This window comes from Curvibacter sp. APW13 (assembly GCF_032337135.1).
In the GTDB taxonomy this organism is placed as follows: Bacteria; Pseudomonadota; Gammaproteobacteria; order Burkholderiales; family Burkholderiaceae_C; genus Allorhodoferax.
Genome location: NZ_JAVXZZ010000001.1, coordinates 1013196 through 1038831 on the forward strand (window position 1 = coordinate 1013196; position 25636 = coordinate 1038831).

The window sequence follows — 25636 nt, forward strand, 5'->3', positions numbered from 1 at the left end:
TCCGCGATGGCGGACGGCGAACTGTAAACAATTTCAGCAACATGACAACACTGACCCATTTCGACGCCCAAGGACAGGCCCACATGGTCGATGTAGCCGCGAAGGCGGCCACCCAACGTATTGGGGTGGCGCGCGGCCGCATCGACATGCAGACCAGCACGCTGGCCCTGATCGCCTCCGGCAGCGCCAAGAAAGGCGACGTGTTGGGAGTGGCCCGTCTGGCGGGCATCATGGCGGCCAAGAAGACCAGCGACCTGATCCCGCTGTGCCATCCGCTGGCGCTGACCCGTGTTGCCGTTGACTTTGAAGTTCGTGACGCGGTATCCGGCGCTGCGCCCTGTGTCGTATGCGCCGCCACCGTGGAGACAGTAGGCCCAACCGGGGTCGAAATGGAAGCGCTGACAGCCGTGCAGGTGGCCCTGCTCACCATCTATGACATGTGCAAATCGGTGGACCGTGGCATGGTCATCAATGATGTGAAGTTGATTGAGAAGCACGGGGGGAAGTCGGGGAGTTTTTTGGCGACTTGAATGATTAACTTTCAGTCTTGACTGTCCGCAAAGAAGAGGTATAGCTCGGCGCCTCAAATGCGCGCCAGCGTCAATACGCGTCCGAATGTTCCTGGATTCTTTTAAGAACCTGAGCTTCTGCGCCATCTCCGAAATAAGCCCGCAGGACCGCCATTTCATGGAGAGATTCAGCCTCACGTCCATTTAGTGCAAGAATTTCAATATATTTCGATATTATTGCTCGCCATGGATAAAGACTAGCTGCTCGATGAGCTTTGTCGATATCCGCTTCGGTCATTCCTCGCTGAGGAATCATCCACACGACATCCACTACATCTTTAAGCTGCGTTAGTATTATGACTTGCTTCCTCTCATATCCAGCCGGCACATTTCCAACCCGCGCAGAATGAAACCTCGCAATCCGCAAATCTTCCTCAAGCTGCAGATATTCAAAAGCAGAAACTGTTAATAGCCCGCCCCAAAGCATCGCACCACCCAAAATAACCCACGCCTTGCTTCGGAAGCCTGGTCCGACATTGCTCAACCCTCCGATCGCAATTGACACAGGAAACAGAAAATAGGCGTAAGCATGTGGGTATTCCAACATTGAGTGAATGCCAACAGTCCCTACTGTTGCAATAAGAAACCAGTTTTCCGGTTTGTCTCTTTTTTTATGCTGCTGAAAGAGCCAATAAAAACCAACTCCGCATAAAAACAACCCTAATGGCACTCCAAACCAAACCACCATATCCAAAACTATGTTATGCGAATATGTAGCCGGCAATACATCTGCGTGGTTTGGTGCGATGGAGTGCTGCGCTTCAGAGTACCTTCCGAAACCCCATCCCAGCCACGGTTTACTGCCAATCATTTCGAGCGTCTGGCCCCATAACTCGAATCGCCCGCTTGACGTCACATTTATTCCTGTAACTGATTCTTCACGCATCTGTATCCGTGCCCAGATCGATGGCCATACTCGATACCCAATGAATGTCACAGGAATGACCCATGTGAAATGCAGCCAATGCGCTTTTGATTTTTTGTTGGAATACAATCCCCAAGCTGAAAGACAAAGTAATTCAAGTAAGCCTGTTCTTGATTCCGTTAAAACAAGGCCCAGAACGATCGGCATGAGCGATACCGCGCCAGTTGCAAATCCTATTACTCTCCTAATTTGCAAATACAAATTAGCTGCAACGCCTAGCATTAAGATGGTTGCCAAATGATTGGGTTGCGATAAATTGCCCCCTGGACGACGCATCGCTACTTTTCCCGCGAGCCAATAGGCACCCTCCCATAAATTCATTGACTGAACCATTGCCTCTATTGCGAATATCGTTGCAGTACCGACGAGTAAACTCGCAAAAATTACTGTCGCACTGAACCTAGCTTCGATTGATGTCTTTTGTTCGTCCCAAAATGTGGAGCCCACAATCAGCCCAGCAATAAATAGACCTGCATATGCCAGGGCTACCCACAGATCCCCCATGGCTGGAAGCCAACCAACAAGGGCCTGTCCGACGACAAGTAGCATGAATAGTCCGACAATAGATATTGTGCTCGGCAGTTCAACGGTCCCGCGCATTCCTGTACGGAACGCCACGGCGCATAATGCAAGGCATGCGCTTACAAACACTAACAACTCGCTGTGCCAACTTACCCATGGGAGGTAGTGATCACTGACAAAAAGAACCGCCAGCCATGAAATGCCGGCAAATATCAAGAAAATATTAGCCATAAAAAAAGCGCCTCGTAGAGGCGCTCATTTATTAAATCAGTAATTCTTTAATTTGTTCCGCGGCAGGAACCCGGGAGATATTTTGCATTAATAGTTGTCGGGGTTGAGTTTGTTGTGTCGCCACAAACCCACTTGTAGACTGTACCACCAATGGAAACTGCACCATTTGTTTGGGATTTTGGAACAACAGAGAGAACTGTACCTGTACCAAGCTGAGCAATACCTTGTGCCGTCACAATGATGGTACCCGGAAAATCTGCCCCGTCGCCTTTGGTCTGGATGGTGGCAACATACTTGCTAGGCGAAGATGCCGCATTTGAGGCCTCGCATCCAAATCCATCGTCAGCGGGCATACTGCCGGATGCAGACTGGATGACTTCGGTAATAGAGGTGCGGCATTGTGACGCAGCCAAAACAACTTCCGACATCTTTGCACGCACTGTGTAGTCTTGGTACGCAGGCAATGCAACAGCAGCCAAGATACCGATGATCGCCACAACGATCATCAATTCGATCAGAGTAAAACCCTTTTGGATGGAACGCTTCATTTGAAACTCCTAAGAAAAATGAGTGGCTACTTCAGCAAGATGTGTGCCACCTGCCTAAAGCAAAGAATCAGTCGCAGTTTGACAAATTTGTCACTCGCCCGGTTTACTTGATACAAACCTGTCGCACCATCTTGATATCCGTCAGCCCCATCATGATCTTTTCCATTCCGTCCATCTTCAGCGTCCGCATTCCGCCTTCGACGGCAGCGGCAAAGAGTTCGGCGACGCGGGCTCGCTCTTGGATGAGCTTTTTGACGCCATCGTCGGCCACCAACAACTCGTGCAAGCCCACCCGGCCCTTGTAACCCGACCCTCCGCACTTGTCGCAGCCCACAGCCCTGTAGAAGCGCAGCGTGCCGTTTTCGCCATAGGTAGCTTTCCACTCGTCTACCAACTTCTTCTTTTCTCGCTCCGCATCCTCGCGCCAGGCCTTTGAATGGCGCAATTCCTCGGCGTATTCCAGAACAAACAGGCGCAATTCTTCAGCGTCGGGCTCATAGGATTGCTTGCAGTCGCACAGCCGTTTGGCCAGGCGCTGCGCCAGGATTCCCAGCAAAGCATCGGCGAAATTGAACGGGTCCATGCCCATATCCATCAGACGGGTAATGGATTCCGGGGCCGAATTGGTGTGCAAGGTGGAAAACACCAAATGGCCGGTGAGAGATGCTTCCACCCCCATGGACACTGTTTCCTTGTCGCGCGATTCACCCACCATGATGATGTCCGGGTCCGCACGCAGGAAGGCACGCATCACCAACGCGAAATCAATACCAGCTTTCTTGTTGATCTGCACCTGGCGCAGACCCTTCTGGGTAATTTCCACCGGATCTTCAGCAGTCCATATCTTGGTATCCGGCGTATTGAGGAACTTCAATATGGAGTGCAAGGTGGTGGTCTTACCCGAGCCGGTCGGCCCGCAGACATAAAACAAGCCATAAGGTTTGCTGACCGTCGCCTCTAGCCGGGTCTTGTTCACGGGCGTCAGCCCCAGCTTTTCCAGTGGTATGGGCTCCCCCGCCGCCAGAATACGCATCACCACGTCTTCCATGCCGCCGGCCGACGGAATCGTCGCCACCCGCAGTTCAATGTCCAGCGGGCCGTATTTCTTGAACTTGATCTTGCCATCCTGCGGCTTGCGGCGTTCGGAAATATCCAGATCGCACATGATCTTGAGGCGTGTGACCAGCGCCTGGCGGAAATGGGCTGGGACTTCCACGTAGGGTTGCAGTCCGCCATCGATGCGCAGACGGATGCCGGTCTTGAGCTTGCCCGGCATGGGTTCAATGTGGATGTCCGACGCTTTCAGGTTGTAGGCGTCGATGATGATCTTGTTGACGAACTTGACCAGTTCGTTGTCGGCGGCAGCGGATTCCAGCGCGCTTTCGTCGGTGGAGTCGTCCAGCGGCGCACTTTCCATGCCCGAGAGCATGTCATCGATGGTGGTGGTGTCGGCGCCGCCGAAGAGCTGAACCAGCGTTTCCTGGAACTCGGTTTGGGTCGTCACCCGGTAGGAGAAACGGCTGATCTTGGGAAAGACCTGGGGAACGACGCGGGCGCCACGCACGGCCTCGGGATCCATGCACATGATCACCAGACCGTCCGGTGTTTCCTCCAACGGAATCCAGCCCTGCTCTTCGATGAACTCGCGCTTGAGGGGCCCGTGCAGCATTTCCGTGCGCAGACGGCTGGCGCTGAACGGTTCATAGGGCACCCCGAAAAACTTGGCGAGCGACGGCCCAATCTGCAGGGGCTTGATCTTGTATTCCGCCATCAGCAGGTGTTCGACCGATACGCCCTGCTCGCGCGCCTGCTGGACACAGGTCTTCAACTCGTCATCGGTCAGCAAGCCGTCGGCGACCAGCCCATCGTATTTGGTGGCACGCTGTTTGGCCGCAGAGTCATCCCGTCGATTCCGCTGCCGAATGGCCGTAGCCAAAGTTTTGCAGAGTTCGGCCACGCCGTCGAGTTCCAGCGCACCGAAGGGCTCGTCACTCTTGCTGTTGATGACCTGTAGCACCCCGTGCAGCGTGTCGCCGTCCAAGATGGGGGCCACCAACATCTGCTTGGTGCGGTAGCCCGAGCGACGGTCGACTTCCTTCAGAAAGGTCAGCGCCGGATGAATGCGCTTGAGCGCATCATCGTCATAGACATCCGGCAGGTTCAGCGCCTTCTTGCTGAAAGCCGCATACCCCGCCAAGCTTTGCGGCGAAATCGGCAGCTTGAGCTCTCGACTGCTGTTGAGCCCGGTCTTGATCTTGGAGACGATGGCGGTACGGTCTTCACTGACCGCATACAGGGTCAGACGATCAGCATTGAGCAGACGACAGATATCCTGGCTTGCATCCAGCATGATCTGGTCCAGGTTCTCGGTTTCGTGAATGCGTGCTGTGACCTGATGCAGCTGCCGATAAAACAGTGCTTCGAAGGTAACACCCCGGCTTTTGGAAGGCAGCTTCTGGGACTCGAAGAATGCCTGCTCCTGCGAGGAAGGTACTGCGGTGACCGACTCCATTGCGCTCATATCTCCAGCTCCTGCCCTGCGCGCAACCAACGAATATCGTGCGTGACGTTCGGACCGAAAGGCATGGTTTGATCGAAGCGCTGGATCTCGGCCATGATCTGTTCGGTCTCAGCGGGTTTGGTGTGCATGATGTAGATCGGGTAGCGCTGGCCCTTGGGAATATTGTCCAACTCCTTGGCCAGCACCATTGGAGACAGATGCAAAGCCTTTTGCGCCAACTCCTTTTCCCTGTTGCTGAACGCTGTCTCGATGACCAGCATGGCGACGTTCAGTTGATTGACACGGTGCCAGAAGGCAGGATTGCGCTCGGTGTCACCCGAAAACACCCAGCATCCGGTACCCACCGTAACGGCATAGCCGCAGGCCGGGACGGTATGCACTGCGGGCAGCACTTCGACGTATTTGTCGCCGAACTGCAGGGACTGCCCGACTGCGACCTCATGAAAGGTGATGAACGGGTTCTGCGGAGTGGGGATACAACTGAAGTCCGGCCAGATCACATTGTTGAAAATGTGGGCACGCAAAGCTGAGATCGTGCCTGGCAAGGCAAACACCTTGAGCGGTCTGTCACGCTTGGCGGCACATGCATCGACCATCAGCGGCAACGCAGCGACATGGTCCAGGTGGGCATGCGTAAGCAGCACATAGTCGACCTTGCGCATTTCTTCCAAGTCCAGGTCACCCACACCGGTGCCGGCGTCGATCAGCAATTCGCTGTCCACCAGAAACGAGGTGGTCTTGCAGTCTTTGGCAATGGCACCCGAGCAACCCAATACGCGGATCTTCACTGCCTTACCTCATTTGGTTTCGAAATTGGTTGCACCGTCCCAGCTCGGGTCAAACGGCAGATTCCGCATCGTGGCGATGCGTTCACTGTACAGCTGGTACAGGTACTTCTTTGGATTCGCTCGAGTCAGGTTCAACAGAACAACATCTGCCTGATCCCAATCTTGGGCCCGGTACGCCTTGAGCAACTGCCCCCAGGATTTGAGCTCGGCCGCCGTTTCGCTGGGAATGCGGTCGGCAGGACCGACCGGCCAGAAGATCGCTACGGCAATGTCCTTGCCCTTGACCCGTACGCGATCGAGTTCCTGCCATGCATACTCCGACGCCAGTTTGCGCGTCGACTCGCTGACCACGATGTCGACCCCATAGGCCTTGGAAAGGCCTTCCAGGCGTGAACCCAGGTTGACCGCATCACCCACGACGGTATAGGCACGCCGAATGTTGGAACCCATGTCTCCGACACACATGCTACCGGTGTTCAAGCCAATGCCAACGCCGATCTCCGGCAGCCCCTTGGTTCGATGCTCTGCATTGATGTCTCTCACCGCATTGGCCATTTCAAGGGCTGACTTGACCGCCAGGCTGGCATGTGCAGAAATCTCAACGGGAGCTCCCCAGAAGGCCATGACGCAATCGCCCATGTACTTGTCGATGGTGCCGCGGTTACCCCGAATAATGCCCGTCAGACGTGAAAACACCTCGTTGAGCAACTGCTGCAACTGCAGTGGCTCCATCGTTTCCGACATCTTGGTGAAGCCGCGCATGTCACAAAACATGACCGTGAGCTCGCGGTTGGCCGCCTGCATGGAATAGCTGTCCGGATCCTTGACCATTTCATCGACCAATTCGGGAGGGACATAGGTCCCGAACAATTGGGCCAGCTCACGCTTCGAGCGACTCTCCACGAAATACCCATAGCTCATGTTCAACGCAAATGCCGTCACGGCCATCACCAACGATCCGGCGACCGGCAAGACCAGTCCTTGCGCCATGTACAAGTAGAAGTTCAGGGCGGCCAGCAGCACAAGCGCCGCTGCACTCAGAGCCACAGCCCGAACGGCAGACAAAAGCGGGAGGCACACGGCCAATCCGATCCCGGCAATCAGGAGCAGCACCACTTCGTACCCCATGGCATAGTCCGGCCGAACGGCCAGCCTTCCATCCATCAGACCCGTGAGCATGTTGGCATGGGCTTCGACGCCGGGGTAGGCCTCGCCCACAGGGGTGGCCCGCTGGTCCCACAGTCCTGGGGCCGTGGTCCCGACGATGATGACCTTGCCTTTGAGGCTGTCGGGAGGCAATTTCGATGTCAATACATCGACGGCCGAGATATACCGGAACGAACCGCCTTGCGGGCCGCCCTTGCCGCGGTAAGGGATCAGCGTGGTCAGGCGATCGTCGACAGGAATATTCATCACACTGCTGCCCTGCTTCAGCACAATGCGATCCACCGATTGCATCTGCTTGGACAACAGCTTGTCGTTTGCAATACCGGGTGCCACGGACGGCATGCCTGTCAACAACCGAAACAGGGACAGGCTCAGCGACTCGTAGTAACGCCCCTCAAGCTCCCCGACCAACGGCAGCGAACGGATCACGCCATCGCCATCGGAAATCGGATTGAAATGTCCAGAGAGCATGGCCGCCTTGGCCAAGCCCTCGATATTGGCACCATAGCCATTCCATACCGTGCTGCGAGAAACCCTGCCCTGCAAGGCAGACTTGTCGAAAACCGCAGCGGGCAGCACCCCCGATTTGCGCCCATCGCGATCACTGGTAAGGTAGTAGCCCAAAACCACGGGGCGCCCCTGCAAGGCCCGCGCAAACAGCGCGTCGTGGTCAAGACTTGGCTGCAACTGCCGCAGACGATCTTGAAAGGCTGTGTTGTCCTTGAATTCGTTGCGTGCCAACTCGGTCAATCGGGACAAACCGGAACTGTCATCCGGCTCCGCAAACACCACGTCAAACCCCAGCGCTGCGATGTGCTGACGTTCGAAAAGCTCGTCCACCAATGAGGCAAGCCGATGCCGACCCCATGGCCAGCGCCCGACCTCGGCAAGACTTCGCTCGTCGATATCGACGATGACCACCCTGGAGTCTTCGGTGCCTGGGGCGGTGGCCCGCAGACGCGCGTCGTAGATGATGTCATCCAGCCGCTGCAACACGGGCAGGTGCAGAACACCCGTCGCATGCATCAAAGCGAACACCAGCGGCAGTAAAGTCACTGCCATGCGCTGCCAGTGCCGCATTAGCGATGGCATGACTTATCCGGCGTGTGGTGTCGGCACCATGGACATGACTCCTTGCCTGGCCTTGTCAGGTCAGCACAAACTGCATCTGGGTACCCGCGAGCTCAATCAGGTCGCCGTTCTTGAGCGCCAATGGCGTTGAAGAAATGGGCGCCCCGTTGAGGGTCGGGTTTCCCGCACCTTCAACATGATGGACCACGAAGCCCTGCTGCCTGCGCGTGATCGCTGCCACCGCCACCCCAGGCTTGCCAATGGTGGTGACCACCTTGGTCAAAGGCACTTCGCGCCCCGCCGCTCCGCCCGACATCACTTTGATGGAAGCTTGCCCAGCCCCAAGCCCAGTGGAGTCACCAGCCTGGGTGGAGTAGCCGGACGGTGCAGCTTCAGTCACAGGGGCGGCCTGTACAGCCGGGCGAGCACGGACAACCATGGTCTTGTCGAAGTTATCCGTGGCGCCATCGCCAACGAACTTGACCTTGTACTTTCCCACCTCAATGCTGTCCCCATCATTGAGCTGCTGTTTTTTGATGGCCCGACCATTGAGGTACGTGCCATTGGTGCTATTGAGGTCCTCCACCGTCACCTGGCCTCCTGCCAGGAGAAACACGGCATGTTCACCACTGATGGCCAGGTTGTCGATGACGATGTCGTTGTACGGTCGGCGGCCCAAGGTGGTGCGGTCTTTGGTCAACTGCACTTCCTTGATGACCACCTCATCAATGGAAACAATCACCTTTGGCATGCCCGGCTCCTTGCAGTAGATATATGTGTTGGATTGTGCATTGTCATGGCTTCCCTAATATGCGCGATAACAGACCCCGGCGGCCGCTGGGCTCAGCCACCTCGACGAGTATGACCGAAATATTGTCCCGTCCGCCATTGGCATTCGCGGCCTCGATCAGGTCGCCTGCCTTGTGATCCAATTCACGATCGGTGCAGACAATTCTAGCGATAGACGCGTCGTCGACCATGTCCGACAAGCCGTCGGAGCATACGAGGTACAAATCACCCGCCTGCACCGCATGTTCATTGACTTCCAGCAAGACCACTTCGTCCACCCCTACGGCACGCGTCACGAGGTTCTTGATGGTTGAATGTGCAGCCTGCTCGGGCGAGATCAGCCCCGCATCGATCTGCTCCTGCAGCAGCGAATGGTCCTTGGTAATCTGTTGAAGAACCCCATCGCGCAGGCGATAGCAACGGCTGTCACCGATGTGTCCCAACAATAGCTTGTCCTGCCGAAAGACACCGACGACCAAGGTGGTCCCCATGCCGGCATACGCGGCGTTGGCATTGGCCGCGTTGAAAATGGACAGGTTGGCGTTTTCGACGCAAATTTCCATCGCCCGCCGGACCTCCCGCTGGGTTGCGGCATGGCCGGCCTCGGAAAGCCAACGTCCCATTTCGGATTTGATGAAGGCCGTAGCCATGCCACTGGCGATTTCGCCTGCGTTGTAGCCACCCATGCCATCCGCCAGAACCATGGTCTGGGTCGCAGGGTCGATCGCCACCGAGTCTTCGTTGTTGGCTCGTGCACGCCCTGGGTCGGTCTTGGCCAGAAATGTGTATTGCATGAATCCTTAAATCTCGATATCGGAGCCGCCGCTACGTGCAGGCTGCACACTGGTTTTGTCGAAGGTCTGGGGCGAGGCCTTGGCGGGAAGCGTGCTTTCAAAGTCACTGGGCATTGCCGGCACCGTCGCCTCAAAGTCGGGCCGAGCCGATGGCACAGCAGAAGCCTCGTTGGCGGTTTCAGACGGCTTGTTTGCCAAGCCCGACAAAATAGCACGAAGATCCTTGGCAAACGCAAGACCGTCCTGGTAGCGCTCCTCCGGTGCCTTGGTCATCGCGCGGCCCAACACCACCGTCAGGTCCATGGGCAACTCCGGGCGTACCTTGCGAATGTCCGGCGTGGGCTCATTGGCGATCTTGAACATCAACTCAGCCATCGAGTCCCCACGGAAGGGCAACACACCGGCCAAAAGCTGGTACAGCATGACACCAAGTGAGTACAGGTCGCTGCGTCCATCCACCCGCTTGCCCGCCAATTGCTCGGGAGACATGAAGCTCGGCGTACCCAGCACCAACCCGGTCTTGGTCTTGCTCGAATCGGTGATGCGTGCGATACCGAAGTCGGTCACCTTCACGGTATCGGTTTCCCGCTCATACATGATGTTGGCCGGTTTGATGTCCCGGTGCACCACGTTGTGCGAGTGGGCATAGGCCAATGCCTCAGCCACCCTCGCCACCACGCTCAGCACCGTATCGACAGGCAACAGATGGTCGCCCTTGCAATACTCGGTGAGATCGCGCCCCTTGAGGAACTCCATGGCGATGTAGGCCAGATCATGCTCTTCGCCGGCATCGAAGATGGTGACGATGTTCTGGTGCTGCAGCCGCCCGGCCGTCTCCGCCTCGCGGAAGAAGCGTTCGCGGGCATCGGAGAGCTCCTCCCCCTCGAACTCCTGGCTCAATGCCATGGTCTTGATGGCCACTACCCGGCCAATCTTGGGATCCTTGCCGAGGTAGACCACGCCCATGGCGCCCTTGCCCAGTTCCTTTTCGACCTGGTAGCGGCCCAACATGGGCTTTTCGACGGCCCCGCCATCCAGCAGCACGGTGCCACCGGGATGCCCCGCACCACCACCCAGCATGACTGTTTCCGACAGGTTCTTGGCGCGACTGAGCTTGGCTGCGATGTCCTTGTAGTCCTTGTCGTAGGCCGCCATATGCTCGTACACGGCCTGCGCCTTGTTGAACTGACGCTTGCGCTCGAAGTCCAGCGCCAGGTTGTAGAGGTTTCCCATGACCGCATCACCCATGGGAACGCGGCGGAAACGGTCGAAAGCCATGTCCAGTTGGCCCTGCCCCTGCAGCGCCAGGCCCATCATGCGATTGGTTTCGGCCGACTCTTCGTCCGACTTCACCTTGCCGGCCTCGGTCACCAGGAAGCGCTTGGTGGTCAGCGCCAGATGACCCAGCAGCAATACAACCGCCGGAAATACCAGCTTAAGCCAAGTGCCAGCGGCCGCCAGCAGGCCAAATTCCCCACCCACGAGCACGACAAACAGCAGCGCCGTCACCCCGGCAGCGACGGCGGCTGATAGGCGCGGCAGGATTGCGATGGTATAGACCGCGACCACCAGCAGTGCCCCCAGCATGGCCCAGTCGCCCCAATGCGGCTGCACAATGAAATGCTCGCTCAGGATGCTGGAAGTGACATGTGCCAGCATCTCTGCCGGAGAGACTGCCGGGTTGCCTGGAACCGCAAACTGCTCCCCCACACCGGCCGCAGTGGCACCAATGATCACGATCTTGTCGGCATATTTCGACGCTGGAATCTTGCCCGTGACCACGTCATAGAAGGAATCGATCGCAAATGCCGGGCGCCCATCCTTACCTCGGTAGAACTGAGGCAGCATTAGTGCCGCGTCATCGGTCTTGACGCGCAAACGCCCCAGCTGGATTGCATCGTTGCCAATCAGTTGAATGTCGCTCGAAGCCAGGTTCAGGCTCTTCCAGGCTGTCAGCAAGGCCAGTGATGGCACCGCACTACCGTAGTAGTTGACCAGAAGCGGTTCGGATCGGACAACGCCATCGACCGCATCACGGACCTGGTTCAGATGGCCTATTCCCGCAGCAACATCACCCAGGATGGCGATCGGCTGTTGTCCGCGCACCGCGGGAAGTGAATAACCATTGGACTCGGGCAAGGTATTCTTGGCTGCATAGGGCGGAAGGTCTGCGTCTGGCTTACCCTGCGGAATTCCCAGTGCATACACTGAAGGCAGCAGCACCGTGCCGGCATTGCGCATGCTGCTGGCGAGACTGGCGTCGGTTTCCAGGGCGGTCTCCGCCTCGGCGATGACCCGACCCAGCGCTTCATTGCTTCCTCCGGGTTCCGCGGTCGCACCCAGTACCTCGCGCATCTTGCGGATGAACACCAGACCGGGATCTGCCTGGGGCTCCAGGAAGAGTACCGTGTGCACAATCGTCTTGGCCTTGGCGGCGGCCAGCATGTCAATGAGCTTCGCGTGTACGTCGCGCGGCCATGGCCAGCGCCCGATATTGGCGATGCTCTGGTCGTCGATGGCGATGACCGCGATACGTTCGGATGGTTGTCGGCTGTTGCTGGTACTGGCAAAGTCATAGAAACGCCGCTCGAGTGTCCCAATCAGGTCGGTGCTGGCATGCAGCACGAATGCGACGAGCACAATGAGCACGCCCGCGAACCAGTCGGTGCGCCAGATCTCGGAGAGGGATTTACGTTTTGCCAATTGCGCTTCCCGTTGGAATTTGAATGTTTCGCGCGCGCCAAGCCATGGCACGAATCAAGCCTTGTGTAGCCACGTTAGCAGAGCGGATGGCTTCAAGCAAGGGTATTAGCGATTGTCTCCGGCAAAAACGCACACTTGGCTCTGTTCCTGCTGCCCGCCGTGCCAGCACGTGTATTGCCCACCCCACAAACAAAAACACCGAATGGCCCGCTACGGATCCATTCGGTCTTCGGTTCATCGCCCCGGAGCAGGGGCCTTGGAGATTACAGCAATGCCTTGAGCAGCTTGCCCATTTCGGACGGATTGCGCGTAACCTTGAAACCGCACTCTTCCATCACCGCCAGCTTGGCGTCGGCCGTGTCGGCACCACCTGAGATCAGGGCGCCCGCGTGGCCCATGCGCTTTCCGGGAGGTGCGGTCACGCCAGCGATGAAGCCGACGATGGGCTTCTTCATGTTGGCCTTGCACCAGCGGGCAGCTTCGGCTTCGTCCGGACCACCGATTTCACCGATCATGATCACGGCGTCGGTGTCGGGATCGTCGTTGAAGGCCTTCATCACGTCGATGTGCTTCAGACCGTTGATGGGGTCGCCACCGATACCGACGGCCGAGGATTGGCCCAAACCGATTTCGGTCAGCTGTGCCACGGCTTCATAGGTCAGCGTACCGGAACGGGACACCACGCCGATGCGACCCTTGCGGTGGATGTGTCCAGGCATGATGCCGATCTTGATCTCGTCGGGCGTAATCAGGCCGGGGCAGTTGGGGCCCAGCAGCAGGGTCTTCTTGCCACCCGCGGCTTCCTTGGCCTTCATCTTGTTGCGCACTTCCAGCATGTCGCGCACCGGGATGCCTTCGGTGATGCAGATCGCCAGGTCCAGGTCGGCTTCCACAGCCTCCCAGATGGCCGCTGCAGCGCCTGCGGGCGGCACGTAGATCACGGACACGGTGGCGCCGGTAGCACCGGCAGCTTCCTTGACGGACGAGTAGATCGGAATGTTGAAGATCGACTCACCGGCCTTCTTGGGGTTCACGCCAGCCACGAAGCAGTTCTTGCCATTGGCGTATTCCTGGCACTTTTCGGTGTGGAACTGGCCGGTCTTGCCGGTGATGCCCTGGGTGATGACTTTGGTGTCTTTGTTGATGAAGATAGACATGTTTCGTGCTCCGCCTTACTTGACCGCTGCCACAATTTTCTGGGCCGCTTCGGCCATGCTGTCTGCGCTGATGATGGGCAGGCCCGACTCGGCCAGCATCTTCTTGCCCAGCTCTTCGTTGGTGCCCTTCATGCGCACCACCAGCGGCACGTTCAGGTTCACGGCCTTGCAGGCGGTGATCACGCCAGTGGCAATGGTGTCGCACTTCATGATGCCGCCGAAGATGTTGACCAGGATGGCCTTGACCTTGGGGTTCTTGAGCATGATCTTGAAGGCTTCAGTCACCTTCTCGGGGGTGGCACCGCCGCCCACGTCGAGGAAGTTGGCGGGTTCGGCACCGAACAGCTTGATGGTGTCCATGGTGGCCATGGCCAGACCGGCACCGTTCACCAGGCAGCCGATGTTGCCGTCCAGGGAAATGTAGGCCAGATCGAACTTGGAGGCTTCGATTTCCGCGGGATCTTCTTCGTCCAGGTCACGCAGGGCCACGATTTCGGGGTGGCGGAACAGGGCGTTGGAGTCGAAGTTGAACTTGGCGTCCAGGGCGATGATGTTGCCCTTGCTGTCGCGGTTCAGGGGGTTGATCTCGACCAACGACGCGTCGGTTTCCATGTAGCACTTGTAGAGCTTCTGGCACACGTCGATGAACTGGGCCGTCGATTCGGCAGGCATGCCGACACCCTTGGCCAGCTGTTCGCCCTGGGCCTGGGTCAGACCGGTGGCCGGATCCACGAACAGGGTGATGATCTTCTCGGGGGTGCTGTGCGCCACTTCCTCGATGTCCATGCCGCCTTCGGAGGAAGCGATGAAGGCCACCTTCTGGGTCGCGCGATCGGTCACCACGGACAGGTAGTATTCCTTCTGGATGTCGGCACCGTCTTCAATGTAGAGGCGACGGACCTTCTGGCCTTCGGGGCCGGTCTGGTGCGTCTTGAGCTGCATGCCCAGGATGTCGGTCGCACGGGCTTTCACGTCGTCGATGGACTTGGCCACCTTCACACCACCACCCTTGCCACGGCCACCGGCGTGGATCTGGGCCTTGACCACCCACACGGGGCCACCCAGTTTCTGGGCTGCTTCAACGGCTTCCTGCACGGTGAATGCAGGAATGCCGCGGGGCACCGGCACGCCGAACTGACGCAAGATTTCCTTGCCTTGGTATTCGTGAATCTTCATGAGCTTTCTCTCAGGAATGGGGGGAGGAATGCAGGCCGACCCGTCTTGCAGGCCCGCCAACGACGCGATACAACAGGCCGGACTGTATCATCCCAAGTTGACGCTAACTTTTCATTTCGCCAACGGACCGTGCAGTTTGCGGCAGCGCAGCATTTTGCACCGCGGCATCGGAAATATTGTATGCAATCCCCGAAAAAGATCTTCATCGACGGCGAAGCCGGTACCACCGGACTGCAGATCCGCGAGCGGCTGGCGACCATGCCCAGCGTGGAAATGCTGCGCATCGACCCCGCGCTGCGCAAGGACCCGCAGGCCAAGAAAGCCTTGATGGCGCAGGCGGACCTGGTGGTGCTGTGCCTGCACGACGATGCTGCCCGCGAATCCGTGGCCATGGTCGACTCAATCGAGCAGGAGAACGGTGAGCGCGGCCCGCGCATCGTGGATGCCTCGACCGCTCACCGCACCGACCCGGCCTGGGTCTACGGTTTTCCCGAACTGTCTGCCTCGCAGCGTGACGCCGTGGTTCAGGCCCGCCGGGTCTCCAACCCGGGCTGCTACGCCACCGGAGCCATCGCGCTGCTGCGCCCCCTGGTGGATGCCAGCCTGATTCCGGCCGATTTCCCGGTGTCGCTACCTTCGGTCAGTGGCTACAGCGGTGGCGGGCGCACCATGATCGAGGCCTACGAGGCTGGCCAGGCCGCGCCCTTCGAGTTGTACGCCCTGGGCCTCAAGCACAAGCACATTCCCGAGATCATGCGCTACACCGGCCTGACCCGGCGCCCGCTGTTCATTCCGTCGGTGGGTAATTTTGCCCAGGGCATGCTGGTACAACTGCCGCTGCACCTGGACACCCTGCCGGGGCGGCCCACCGCCCGCGACCTGCACGACGCACTGGCGCGGCACTACGCCGGGTCCCAGTGGGTTTCGGTCGAGCAGGCCAACCCCGACGGCAAGCTCGACGCGGTAGCGCTGGCCAATACCAACCGCCTGGAATTGCGGGTGTTTGCCAACGACGCTGCGGCCGACGGATTCGCCCATGCGGTGCTGGTCGCACGCCTGGACAACCTGGGCAAAGGCGCCAGCGGTGCGGCAGTGCAGAACATCGAATTGATGCTGGGCCTGTAGTCCCGTCCTACTCCAGTCGGCGCTTACGGGCTTGGCGTGGGCATCGTCGCTGGCTAAAACCCCTCACTCCACATCGTCCGTATCCAGGGCAGCCACCCCGGTGGGGCGTGGTACCACCTGGCGGATGGTCTCGGTCGCAAACCCACGGGCCGCCAGAAAGCGCATCTGGCGCATCTGCCCCGCCCGGTCGGTAGCTGGCACACCGAACTTCTGTATCCAAACGGCCTGTGCCCGCTCCCGTTCGGTCGCGCGCAGTGACTCCAGCGTGTCCCGCAGCAACTCGGGAGCCACTCCCTTCTGGCGCAACTCCTGACCGATGCGGGCGCTACCGAGCTTGCCCTGGCGCCGGTGCACCAGCGACTGTGCTGCACGCGCGTCGCTGAGAAAGCCCTTCTGTTCCAGCGTATCGAGCACGGTCTGGACCTGGCCCGGCGCTTCTTCGAACGGTCCCAGTCGCTGGGCCAGTTCGGCGCGCGTGTACTCGCGAGCGCTGAGCCAGCGCAATGCGCGGCCCAGCAGGGTTGGTGCGGACGCGGTACGCAATTGCTACTCTTTCGATAGCTTATTACGCAACATTCATGGGGGCTACGGGAATTTTTTTCTTCAGACTTCGGCCTGCGTCGGCAGCAGGGGGATGCCCAGGGCCTCGCGCACCTTGTTCTCGATTTCCACCGACAGGTCGGGGTTCTCGCGCAGGAACTCGCGGGCGTTGTCGCGCCCCTGGCCGATCTTCTCGCCCTTGTAGGCGTACCAGGCCCCGGACTTTTCCAGGATGCCGTTGGCCACACCCATGTCGATGATTTCGCCATGGCGGCTGATGCCTTCGCCGAACAGGATGTCGAACTCTGCCGTCTTGAACGGTGGGCTGACCTTGTTCTTGACCACCTTGACCTTGGTTTCGTTGCCGATCGAGTCCTCGCCCTTCTTGATGGTGCCGGTGCGGCGGATGTCCAGGCGCACCGAGGCGTAGAACTTGAGCGCGTTGCCGCCGGTGGTGGTCTCAGGCGAACCGAACATCACACCGATCTTCATGCGGATCTGGTTGATGAAGATGACCATGCAGTTGGTCTTCTTGATGTGGGCGGTGAGCTTGCGCAGGGCCTGGCTCATCAGGCGGGCCTGCAGGCCGGGCAGGGCGTCGCCCATCTCACCCTCCAGCTCGGCCTTGGGCGTCAGCGCCGCCACCGAGTCCACGATGATGAGGTCCACAGCGCCCGAGCGCACCAGGCTATCGACGATTTCCAGCGCCTGCTCGCCGGTATCGGGCTGGCTGATCAGCAGATCCTGCAGGTTGACACCAAGTTTCTGGGCGTACTGCACGTCCAGAGCGTGTTCGGCATCGACAAACGCGCATTGGCCGCCCTGCTTCTGCATTTCGGCAATCACCTGCAGCGTCAGCGTGGTCTTGCCCGAGGATTCCGGGCCGTAGATTTCGACCACGCGGCCACGCGGCAGGCCGCCCACGCCCAGGGCGATGTCCAGCCCCAGCGAACCGGTCGACACCACCTGGATGTCCTCGATGACCTCGCCTTCGCCCAGGCGCATGATGGTGCCCTTGCCGAACTGTTTCTCGATCTGGGCGAGGGCGACTTGCAGAGCCTTTGCTTTTTCGGCGTTGGCGGCGGGTTTGACGGGTGCGTCCATGTTCAAGCTCCTGGTGGTGTGGGTTTCAATGGCCTGCATTTAATTACAGGCTGGATGTTTGAACAGTAGTTTATCCAGGACTTGCCGGCATGCAATCCGTTCTTTAGTCAGTTTGCATTACCATTTGGAAATGACGGAACCCTCTGCGCTTTGGCGCAGCACCCACCCCGGCCACTGGCTGCGCCTGGCGCACCAGCGCTACGAGGCGCGCGTGCTCGCCCTGATGGCGGCCAACCCATTGGTCCCCCTGGGCCTGTCGCGGCTGGCAACGCAGGCCCAGGTAGGTGCCGCCATCCTGCACATCACCCGCCACCTGGCCCCCCAGGGCATGCGCCTGGTGGACCTGGCCGCCGCCGCCGGCATGACCAAGCAGGCCATGGGCGCGCTGGTGACCCAGTGCGAGGCCTGGGGGCTGGTCGAGCGACAGGCACATCCGGGCGATGCCCGAGCGCGCACGATCCGATTTACCGCCACGGGCCTGGCCTGGCTGGAAGCCTGCGCACAGGCCACCGCCCAGGCCGAAGCGGAGATGCGCACCGCCGTCGGCGACGAGGTGTGCACCGTGATCAGCCTCGGGCTCGAAGCCTACGTCGGCCAATGAACCGCAGCCACGCCGACGCAAGCCAAAAGCCAGAATCGACGCCTAGAATGGAAGCAAAGGAGACGAGTCCATGCGCATACTGATTGCGGAAGATGACCAGGTCCTGGCCGACGGCTTGCTGCGCGCCCTGCGCGTCGCCGGCGCCGCGGTGGACCATGTGGCCAGTGGCAGCGAAGCCGATGCGGCGCTGATGACCAACACCGAATTCGACCTGCTGATCCTCGACCTGGGGCTGCCCAAGATGCACGGACTGGAGGTGCTCAAGCGCCTGCGTGGGCGTGGCTCTTCCCTGCCAGTGCTCATCCTGACCGCCGCCGACAGCGTGGAAGAACGCGTAAAGGGCCTGGACTACGGGGCCGACGACTACATGGCCAAACCCTTTTCCCTGCAGGAGCTCGAAGCCCGGGTGCGCGCCCTGGTGCGCCGCGGCATGGGCGCCACCAGCGCCACCATCAAGCACGGCCCGCTGGTCTATGACCAGGCTGGGCGCGTCGCCACCATCGACGGCAAGATGGTCGAACTCTCCGCCCGCGAACTGGGCCTGCTGGAAGTGCTGCTGCAGCGCGCCGGTCGCCTGGTCAGCAAGGACCAGCTGGTGGAGCGCCTGTGCGAATGGGGCGAAGAGGTCAGCAACAACGCCATCGAGGTCTACATCCACCGCCTGCGCAAGAAGATCGAGAAGGGCCCGATCCGCATTGCCACCGTGCGCGGCCTGGGCTACTGCCTGGAAAAGATTCCGTCCTGACCCAGACGCTATGCATTTTGTAGCTGCCTGCGCACAATCCACCTGGGCTAGAGGCCAATTCGGCACCCAAGACCCGGCCACAGGACGCCGCCAGTGAAAATCTTCCAGCGCGAGCAGCGCAGCCTGTTCGGGGAAATCCTGGACTGGATGCTGACACCGCTGCTGCTGCTGTGGCCCGTGAGCCTGGTGTTGACCTGGCTGGTGGCCCAGAGCATCGCCGGCAAGCCCTTTGACCGCACGCTGGAGTACAACGTCGGCGCCCTGGCGCAGCAGATCAGCGTGGTCCACGGCAAGGCGCACTTCACCCTGCCCCTGTCGGCCCGCGCCCTGTTGCGCGCCGACGATGCCGACGCCATGTACTACCAGGTGCTGGGTACCGATGGCGAGTTCCTCAGTGGCGAGCGCTGGCTGCCGGGGCCATCGCCCGAAGAAAAGATCGTCAGCGGCGAAATCCGCCTGCGCGACGACGAGTACCAGGGCGAGGCGATGAAGATCGCCTACATCTGGGTCCGGCTCGAAGGCATGGGGCAGCGCCCGGCCCTGGTGCAGGTGGCCGAGTCGCTCGACAAGCGCTCGCAACTGGCCACCGAGATCGTCAAGGGCGTGATGCTGCCGCAGTTCGTGATCCTGCCGCTGGCCGTGCTGCTGGTCTGGCTGGCCCTGGTGCAGGCCATCAAGCCGCTCAACCGCCTGGAAGAACGCATCCGCGCCCGGGCTCCGGACGACCTGAGCCCACTGGACACCCAGGCGGTACCGATGGAGGTGGCGCCGCTGGTCGCATCGGTCAACGATCTGCTCACGCGCCTGAAGGAGTCGATCGCCACGCAAAAACGCTTCCTGGCCGACGCTGCACACCAGCTGAAGACACCCCTGGCAGGCTTGCGCATGCAGGCCGACCTGGCCCAGCGCGAAGGGGCCAGCGCCGACGACCTGAAGCAGTCGCTGCGCCAGATCGGTCGCGCCAGCATCCGCGCCACCCACACCGTGAACCAGTTGCTGGCCCTGGCCCGGGCCGAGAGCAGCGGTGCCGTACTGGCCCAGCAACCCTGTGACCTAGCCAAGCTGACGCTGGACGTGATGCGCGACTGCGCGCCGCGCGCCATCGACAAGGGCATCGACGTGGGCTACGAGGGCGTGGACCCGGGTGCACCCGGCGGCAGCATTGCCGGCAACCCGACCCTGCTCAAGGAAATGATCCGCAATCTGGTGGACAACGCCATCAACTACACGCCTTCCACGGAGCAACGCCCGGGTGTCATCACCACGCGGGTGCTGATCGACCCGTTCAGCAAGGTGCTGGCGCTGCAGGTGGAAGATTCGGGCAATGGCATTCCTGCGGCCGAGCGCGACCTGGTGTTCCAGCCCTTCTACCGTGCGCTGGGCAACGAAGCGGATGGTTCGGGACTGGGCCTGCCCATCGTGGCGGAAATCGCGCGCCAGCACCACGCCACGGTCATAGTGGAAGACGCCCGGCCGGGGCAGAGCCCCCCGGGAGCCTGTTTCACGGTGCGGTTCGCTCCGCGCCCGGGCTGAGCGGCGGCTGCCCTAGTCGCAGCGGTGAGGCTGCTTGCCAGCCAGCACCTCGCCCAGCGCCAGCACTTGCGCACGCACACTGTCGGTGGCGGCAGGCAGCTTGAGCTGTGCGCTCTGGCTCGCTTCGCGCTCCTGCAGCACCCTGGCCGTGCGCACGCCATTCTTGCGCAGACGCTCCAGGTCCTGCAGTGCCTCGGCTTCGGTGTCGAAGCGTCCCAGCGACAGGCCCGGCACCAGATGCGGCGCACTCACCGGGTCCGACTTGACGTTGAGGGTGCCAAGTTCAGCGCGCTTCTTCTGCAGTGCCTGCTCGTTGGCGAACTTGCCGATGTAGACCACCCAGCGCTCGGGAATGGTTTGGCTCTGAAACTGCCAGGCATCGGCGGGCACGGTGCTGCCTTGCAAGGCCGCACGCAAGGCGGTGGCCTGGGCATCGTCATACGGCCCCAGCACTAGGCATTCGCGCGGCTTGGCATCCTCCGCCGCCTGCGCTTCGGCCTTCTTCAGGCTGGGTGCATCGAGCACCACCAGGGCTTCGGGATGAATCTGCTGCTGCAGACGCTGCGGCTCACTCTGCACCGCCGGTGCAAAGCCATACATCGCCAGATACCCCTGACTCCAGACGAAGAACAAGGCATTGGCCAGCACCAAGCCCGCAACGATCCATCGTGTCATGCCGACTCCACCTCCTAAGCCATGGGGGTCTGCGCACGTACGCTGACCTCGGAACTGTTGATCTTCTGCAGGCCCTGCGGCGTCATCACCAGCAATGCGCCCTGGGCATCAACGCCTCGTGCCTGACCAGTGACCCCATCGCTGCACAGCACCTCCTGACCGTACAGCGCGTCACGGGCATGGTAGGGCGCGCGCAACGGACCGAACCCCTCGGCACAGCAGGTCTGCAGCCGACGAACCAGCAGGGGCACCACCATCTTCAGGGCTTCGGCTGCGCTCCAGTCGGCGCGCAGCTCCTGCAGCCAGGCCGGAGCCGTGCGCAGGCCATCGCCCGAGCGCGGCTCCACGTTGATGCCCACACCGACCACCGCATAGCGCTGCGTGCCCACGGTGGCGGTCTCGATCAGGATCCCGGCCAGCTTGCGCCCCTGCCACAGCAGGTCATTGGGCCACTTGATGCGGATCTCCGGGTGCAGGGCCTCGGCCACACCGAGACCCACGGCCAGCGACAGCCCGGACCAGTCCGCCGGTGTGAGTTCCAGTCCCAGCGAAAACGTCAGTGCGGCGCCCTGCTGCGCAGCCACGCTGTCCCATTGGCGCCCCAGGCGGCCACGCCCTTGCACCTGGCGCTCGGCCACCAGCAGCACCGGCTCGCAGCGCCCGGCACGGGCACGGCGCATCAGTTCGGTATTGGTGGAGTCGATTTCCGGGACGACCTCCACCGTAAAGCCGGGCAGCAGCGGGGATACCGCCTCCCAGACCGATTCGGCCGCCGCCTGCAGGGACAGCGGAGCCATCAGCGACGCCAGCCCCGCTTGGGCGCCAGCAAGGTGCCACGGCAATTGGCTGCACCACACCAGCAGGGGTATTCGGCCTTGAGTTTCTTGGTGTAGCGTTCCTCGATGACCAGCCCGTAGTCGTAGAACAACTCTTCGCCTGCGGCAATGTTGCGCAAGGCCTTGATGAACACCCGCCCATCCACCTCATCGGCTTCGCAGTTGCCGTCGCAGGAGTGGTTGATCCAGCGCGAGGAGTTGCCGCCGTGCAGGGCATCGATGACGCGCCCGTCTTCGAGCGAGAAGTAGAAGGTGTGGTTGGGGTCGGCAGGGTTGTGCGGGTGGCGATCCTGCGCTTCTTCCCAGCTGATGACTTCGCCCACGTACTCGATGATGGTTTCGCCTTCGGCAATGTCCTGCAGTGCAAAGACACCCTTGCCATGGACACCCGAGCGACGGGCCTGGATGCGGCGTTGAGCGGATTTAGAGGGGGTATCAGGCACGGGAGCGGGAAAGTTTGGTATGGTCAATCGTATGGGCGTGCAGGTGCGCCCGCGTGTACACGCCAGGGCGCGCGAGCGCGCACACACGCGTGAAGGGAATTGTAGTCAGATGAACAACACAGCAACTAAGACACTGGTGATCGCGGAAAAGCCTTCGGTGGCGCAGGACATCGTGCGCGCCCTCACCCCCACGGTCGGCAAGTTCGAGAAGCACGAGGACCATTTCGAGAACGAGCGCTATGTGGTGACCAGCGCGGTCGGCCACCTGGTCGAGATCCAGGCCCCGGAAAGCCACGACGTCAAGCGCGGCAAGTGGAGCTTTGCCCACCTGCCCGTCATCCCGCCGCACTTTGACCTCAAGCCGGTGGACAAGACCAAGAGCCGCCTCAATGCGGTGGTGAAGCTGGCCAAGCGCAAGGATGTGGGCGCCCTCATCAACGCCTGCGACGCGGGCCGCGAGGGGGAACTGATCTTTCGCCTGATCGAGCAGTACGCGGGTGGCGCCAAGCCGCTGGCCAAGCCGGTCTCGCGCCTGTGGCTGCAGAGCATGACGCCGCAGGCCATCCGCGAGGGCTTCGAGAACCTGCGCACCGACAAGCAGATGCAGCCGCTGGCCGACGCCGCGCGCTGCCGCTCCGAGGCCGACTGGCTGGTGGGCATCAACGGCACCCGCGCCATGACCGCCTTCAACTCGCGCGACGGTGGATTCTTCCTGACCACCGTGGGCCGCGTGCAGACACCGACGCTGGCCGTTGTGGTGGAGCGCGAGGAGCTGATCCGCAAGTTCGTCAGCCGCGATTTCTGGGAAGTGCATGCCACCTTCCACGCCCAGGCGGGTCAGTACCCGGGCAAGTGGTTCAACCCAGCCTGGAAGAAGGATGCCGAGGACGCCGAGAAGAAGGCCGACCGCGTCTGGTCCGCCGCCGAGGCCGCCTCCATTGCCCAAGCCGTGCAGGGTCAGCCCGCCACGGTGACGGAAGAGAGCAAGCCCACCACGCAGGCCTCGCCGGGCCTCTTTGACCTGACCAGCCTGCAGCGCGAGGCCAACGGCAAGTTCGGCTTCTCGGCCAAGACCACGCTGGCGCTGGCGCAGAGCCTGTACGAACGCCACAAGGCCCTGACCTACCCGCGTACCGACTCACGCCACCTGCCCGAAGACTACCTGGGCGTGGTGAAGGACACCTTCGGCATGCTGGCCGACTCCGGCATGCGGCATCTGGCGCCTTTTGCCCAGACCGGCCTGGACAAGGGCTACGTGAAACCGACCAAGCGCGTGTTCGACAACAGCAAGGTCAGCGACCACTTTGCCATCATCCCCACACTGCAGGCCCCCTCGGGCCTGTCGGACGCCGAACAGAAGCTTTACGACCTGGTGGTGCGCCGCTTCCTGGCGGTGTTCTTCCCCAGCGCCGAATACCAGGTCACCACGCGCATCACCACCGCAGCCGGACACAGCTTCAAGACCGAAGGCAAGGTGCTGATGACCCCCGGTTGGCTGGCCATCTACGGCAAGGAAGCCGCGGCCGAAGTCGAAGATGCCAAGGATGGCGACAAGGGCCAGAACCTGGTGCCCGTGCAGCCGGGCGAGAAGGTGCACGGCGACCCGGTGGAAGCCCGCGGCCTCAAGACCAAGCCTCCGGCCCGCTACTCCGAAGCCACGCTGCTGGGCGCCATGGAAGGCGCGGGCAAATGGGTGGAGGACGATGAACTGCGCGAGGCCATGCAGGAAAAGGGCCTGGGCACGCCAGCCACCCGCGCCGCCATCATCGAAGGCCTGATCACCGAGAAGTACATGCTGCGCGAAGGGCGCGAGCTCATTCCCACAGCCAAGGCCTTCCAGCTCATGACGCTCTTGCGCGGCCTGGACATCGAGGACCTGAGCAAGCCCGAACTCACCGGCGAGTGGGAATACAAGCTCGCACAGATGGAGCACGGCAAGCTCAGCCGCGCCGCCTTCATGGCCGAGATCGCCGCCATGACCGAGCGCATGGTGCGCAAGGCCAAAGAGTACGACCGCGATACCGTGCCCGGCGACTACGCCACGCTTGCCACGCCCTGCCCCAACTGCGGTGGCCTGGTGAAGGAAAACTACCGCCGCTTCAGCTGCACGGGAAAGAGCGGCGCGGAAGATGGCTGTGGCTTCTCGTTCGGCAAGTCGCCCGGCGGACGCACGTTTGAATTGCCCGAGGTGGAAGCCTTCCTGAAGAACAAGCACATCGGCCCGCTGGACGGTTTCCGCTCCAAGGCCGGCTGGCCCTTCGTGGCCGAGATCGTGCTCAAGTTCGACGAGGACACCAAGAACTACAAGCTCGAATTCGATTTCGGTGACGACAAGTCCGACGAGGAGTCGGGCGAGCTGGTGGACTTCAGCGCCCAGGAATCCTTGGGCGCCTGCCCCAAGTGTGGGGGTGCGGTGTACGAGCACGGCAAGAACTACGTCTGCGAGCGGTCGGTGCCCACGCACGCCCAGGCCACACCGAGCTGCGACTTCAAGAGCGGCCAGATCATCCTGCAGCAGCCCATCGAACGCGAACAGATGCAAAAGCTGCTGGCCACCGGCAAGACCGACATGCTGGAGAAGTTCGTTTCCATGCGCACCCGACGCAACTTCAAGGCCATGTTGGCCTGGGACGCCGAGGCCGGCAAGGTGAACTTCGAATTCGCACCCAGCAAGTTCCCGCCACGCAAGGCAGCCGCTACCAAAACAGGAGCTGGCAGCGCAGCTTCCACGCGGGCTGCAGCCAAAAAAGCACCTTCCAAGAAGGCTGCAGCACCCAAGGCCAAGGCGCCACGCAAGACCACCGCCGCCAGCGGCAAGGTGCCGAGCGCTGCACTTGCGGCCGTGATCGGCGCCGAACCGGTGGCACGCACCGAGGTGATGAAGAAGCTGTGGGACTACATCAAGACCCACAATCTGCAGGACCCCAAAGACAAGCGCGTGATCCGCGCCGACGACAAGCTGCGTGCCGTGTTCGGCGCCGACAGCGTGGGCATGATGCAACTGGCCGGCATTGCCGGCAAGCACCTGGGCTAAGGAAACACTAAGGCAGCCCGGCTAGGCTGCCGTTCTTTG

Annotated in this window: 21 protein-coding genes; 6 read left to right on the forward strand and 15 right to left on the reverse strand. The window is 60.9% G+C overall.

The features are described from left to right. Positions 1-41: 41 nt before the first annotated feature. Positions 42-530: a cyclic pyranopterin monophosphate synthase MoaC gene (gene moaC / locus RQP54_RS04615; protein WP_315676988.1), complete on the forward strand. Its 489-nt coding sequence runs from the start codon at positions 42-44 to the stop codon at positions 528-530. A gap of 70 nt (positions 531-600) precedes the next feature. Here the strand turns inward: moaC and RQP54_RS04620 are convergent, their stop codons facing one another. The 10 genes from RQP54_RS04620 to sucC all read right to left on the reverse strand — a co-directional run bounded on the left by RQP54_RS04620 (position 601) and on the right by sucC (position 14961). Beyond that, a complete protein-coding gene (locus tag RQP54_RS04620) occupies positions 601-2247 on the reverse strand; it encodes a PglL family O-oligosaccharyltransferase (protein ID WP_315676989.1) in 1647 nt (548 codons plus the stop codon). A 47-nt stretch (positions 2248-2294) separates the two neighbouring features. After that, the gene (locus RQP54_RS04625) at positions 2295-2795 is read right to left on the reverse strand and encodes a pilin (protein ID WP_315676990.1); all 501 of its coding nucleotides are present in this window, start codon (positions 2793-2795) and stop codon (positions 2295-2297) included. Between the two features lie 103 nt (positions 2796-2898). Further along, the gene (locus RQP54_RS04630; protein WP_315676991.1) at positions 2899-5316 is read right to left on the reverse strand and encodes a GspE/PulE family protein; all 2418 of its coding nucleotides are present in this window, start codon (positions 5314-5316) and stop codon (positions 2899-2901) included. Further along, a complete protein-coding gene (locus RQP54_RS04635; RefSeq protein WP_315676992.1) occupies positions 5313-6104 on the reverse strand; it encodes a 3',5'-cyclic-nucleotide phosphodiesterase in 792 nt (263 codons plus the stop codon). The genes RQP54_RS04630 and RQP54_RS04635 overlap by 4 nt, the downstream gene beginning before the upstream one ends. 9 nt (positions 6105-6113) lie before the next feature. Next, complete coding sequence (locus RQP54_RS04640) at positions 6114-8333, reverse strand: adenylate/guanylate cyclase domain-containing protein (RefSeq protein ID WP_315676993.1); 2220 nt, start codon at positions 8331-8333, stop codon at positions 6114-6116. An 85-nt stretch (positions 8334-8418) separates the two neighbouring features. Further along, the gene (locus tag RQP54_RS04645; RefSeq protein ID WP_315676994.1) at positions 8419-9093 is read right to left on the reverse strand and encodes an FHA domain-containing protein; all 675 of its coding nucleotides are present in this window, start codon (positions 9091-9093) and stop codon (positions 8419-8421) included. Between the two features lie 43 nt (positions 9094-9136). Continuing rightward, positions 9137-9925, reverse strand: coding sequence for a Stp1/IreP family PP2C-type Ser/Thr phosphatase (locus tag RQP54_RS04650; RefSeq protein WP_315676995.1), 789 nt, complete (start codon positions 9923-9925; stop codon positions 9137-9139). A gap of 6 nt (positions 9926-9931) precedes the next feature. After that, on the reverse strand, positions 9932-12628 hold the full coding sequence (locus RQP54_RS04655; RefSeq protein WP_315676996.1) for a serine/threonine-protein kinase: 2697 nt from the start codon (positions 12626-12628) through the stop codon (positions 9932-9934). A 263-nt stretch (positions 12629-12891) separates the two neighbouring features. Further along, the gene (gene sucD, locus RQP54_RS04660) at positions 12892-13785 is read right to left on the reverse strand and encodes a succinate--CoA ligase subunit alpha (protein ID WP_315676997.1); all 894 of its coding nucleotides are present in this window, start codon (positions 13783-13785) and stop codon (positions 12892-12894) included. 15 nt (positions 13786-13800) lie between these two features. Then, the gene (gene sucC / locus RQP54_RS04665) at positions 13801-14961 is read right to left on the reverse strand and encodes an ADP-forming succinate--CoA ligase subunit beta (protein WP_315676998.1); all 1161 of its coding nucleotides are present in this window, start codon (positions 14959-14961) and stop codon (positions 13801-13803) included. Positions 14962-15141: 180 nt separating this feature from the next. Here sucC and argC point away from each other — a divergent pair, with 180 nt between their 5' ends. After that, a complete protein-coding gene (gene argC, locus RQP54_RS04670; protein ID WP_315676999.1) occupies positions 15142-16086 on the forward strand; it encodes an N-acetyl-gamma-glutamyl-phosphate reductase in 945 nt (314 codons plus the stop codon). Between the two features lie 63 nt (positions 16087-16149). Here argC and recX read toward each other — a convergent pair whose 3' ends face one another. Both recX and recA read right to left on the reverse strand, forming a co-directional pair. Next, on the reverse strand, positions 16150-16629 hold the full coding sequence (gene recX / locus RQP54_RS04675; protein ID WP_315677000.1) for a recombination regulator RecX: 480 nt from the start codon (positions 16627-16629) through the stop codon (positions 16150-16152). A gap of 60 nt (positions 16630-16689) precedes the next feature. Continuing rightward, positions 16690-17730: a recombinase RecA gene (recA, locus tag RQP54_RS04680; protein WP_315677001.1), complete on the reverse strand. Its 1041-nt coding sequence runs from the start codon at positions 17728-17730 to the stop codon at positions 16690-16692. A 130-nt stretch (positions 17731-17860) separates the two neighbouring features. Here recA and RQP54_RS04685 point away from each other — a divergent pair, with 130 nt between their 5' ends. The 3 genes from RQP54_RS04685 (at position 17861) to RQP54_RS04695 (ending at position 20609) form a co-directional block, all read left to right on the forward strand. Further along, positions 17861-18331, forward strand: coding sequence for a MarR family winged helix-turn-helix transcriptional regulator (locus tag RQP54_RS04685; RefSeq protein WP_315677002.1), 471 nt, complete (start codon positions 17861-17863; stop codon positions 18329-18331). A 70-nt stretch (positions 18332-18401) separates the two neighbouring features. Next, the gene (locus RQP54_RS04690; protein ID WP_315677003.1) at positions 18402-19076 is read left to right on the forward strand and encodes a response regulator transcription factor; all 675 of its coding nucleotides are present in this window, start codon (positions 18402-18404) and stop codon (positions 19074-19076) included. Between the two features lie 93 nt (positions 19077-19169). After that, positions 19170-20609 (forward strand): sensor histidine kinase N-terminal domain-containing protein, encoded by a 1440-nt coding sequence (locus RQP54_RS04695; RefSeq protein WP_315677004.1) that lies wholly within the window; start codon positions 19170-19172, stop codon positions 20607-20609. 12 nt (positions 20610-20621) lie between these two features. On the opposite strand, the gene RQP54_RS04700 is transcribed toward RQP54_RS04695, so the two are convergent. Genes RQP54_RS04700 through RQP54_RS04710 form a run of 3 tightly spaced genes read right to left on the reverse strand, consistent with a single transcriptional unit; the run spans position 20622 to position 22563 of the window. Further along, the gene (locus RQP54_RS04700; protein WP_315677005.1) at positions 20622-21284 is read right to left on the reverse strand and encodes an SPOR domain-containing protein; all 663 of its coding nucleotides are present in this window, start codon (positions 21282-21284) and stop codon (positions 20622-20624) included. A 14-nt stretch (positions 21285-21298) separates the two neighbouring features. Then, positions 21299-22081 (reverse strand): biotin--[acetyl-CoA-carboxylase] ligase, encoded by a 783-nt coding sequence (locus RQP54_RS04705; RefSeq protein WP_315677006.1) that lies wholly within the window; start codon positions 22079-22081, stop codon positions 21299-21301. Then, complete coding sequence (locus tag RQP54_RS04710; RefSeq protein ID WP_315677007.1) at positions 22081-22563, reverse strand: SET domain-containing protein; 483 nt, start codon at positions 22561-22563, stop codon at positions 22081-22083. Before RQP54_RS04710 ends, RQP54_RS04705 begins: the two co-directional genes overlap by 1 nt. A gap of 109 nt (positions 22564-22672) precedes the next feature. Here RQP54_RS04710 and RQP54_RS04715 point away from each other — a divergent pair, with 109 nt between their 5' ends. Further along, a complete protein-coding gene (locus tag RQP54_RS04715; RefSeq protein ID WP_315677008.1) occupies positions 22673-25597 on the forward strand; it encodes a DNA topoisomerase III in 2925 nt (974 codons plus the stop codon). Positions 25598-25636: the final 39 nt, after the last annotated feature.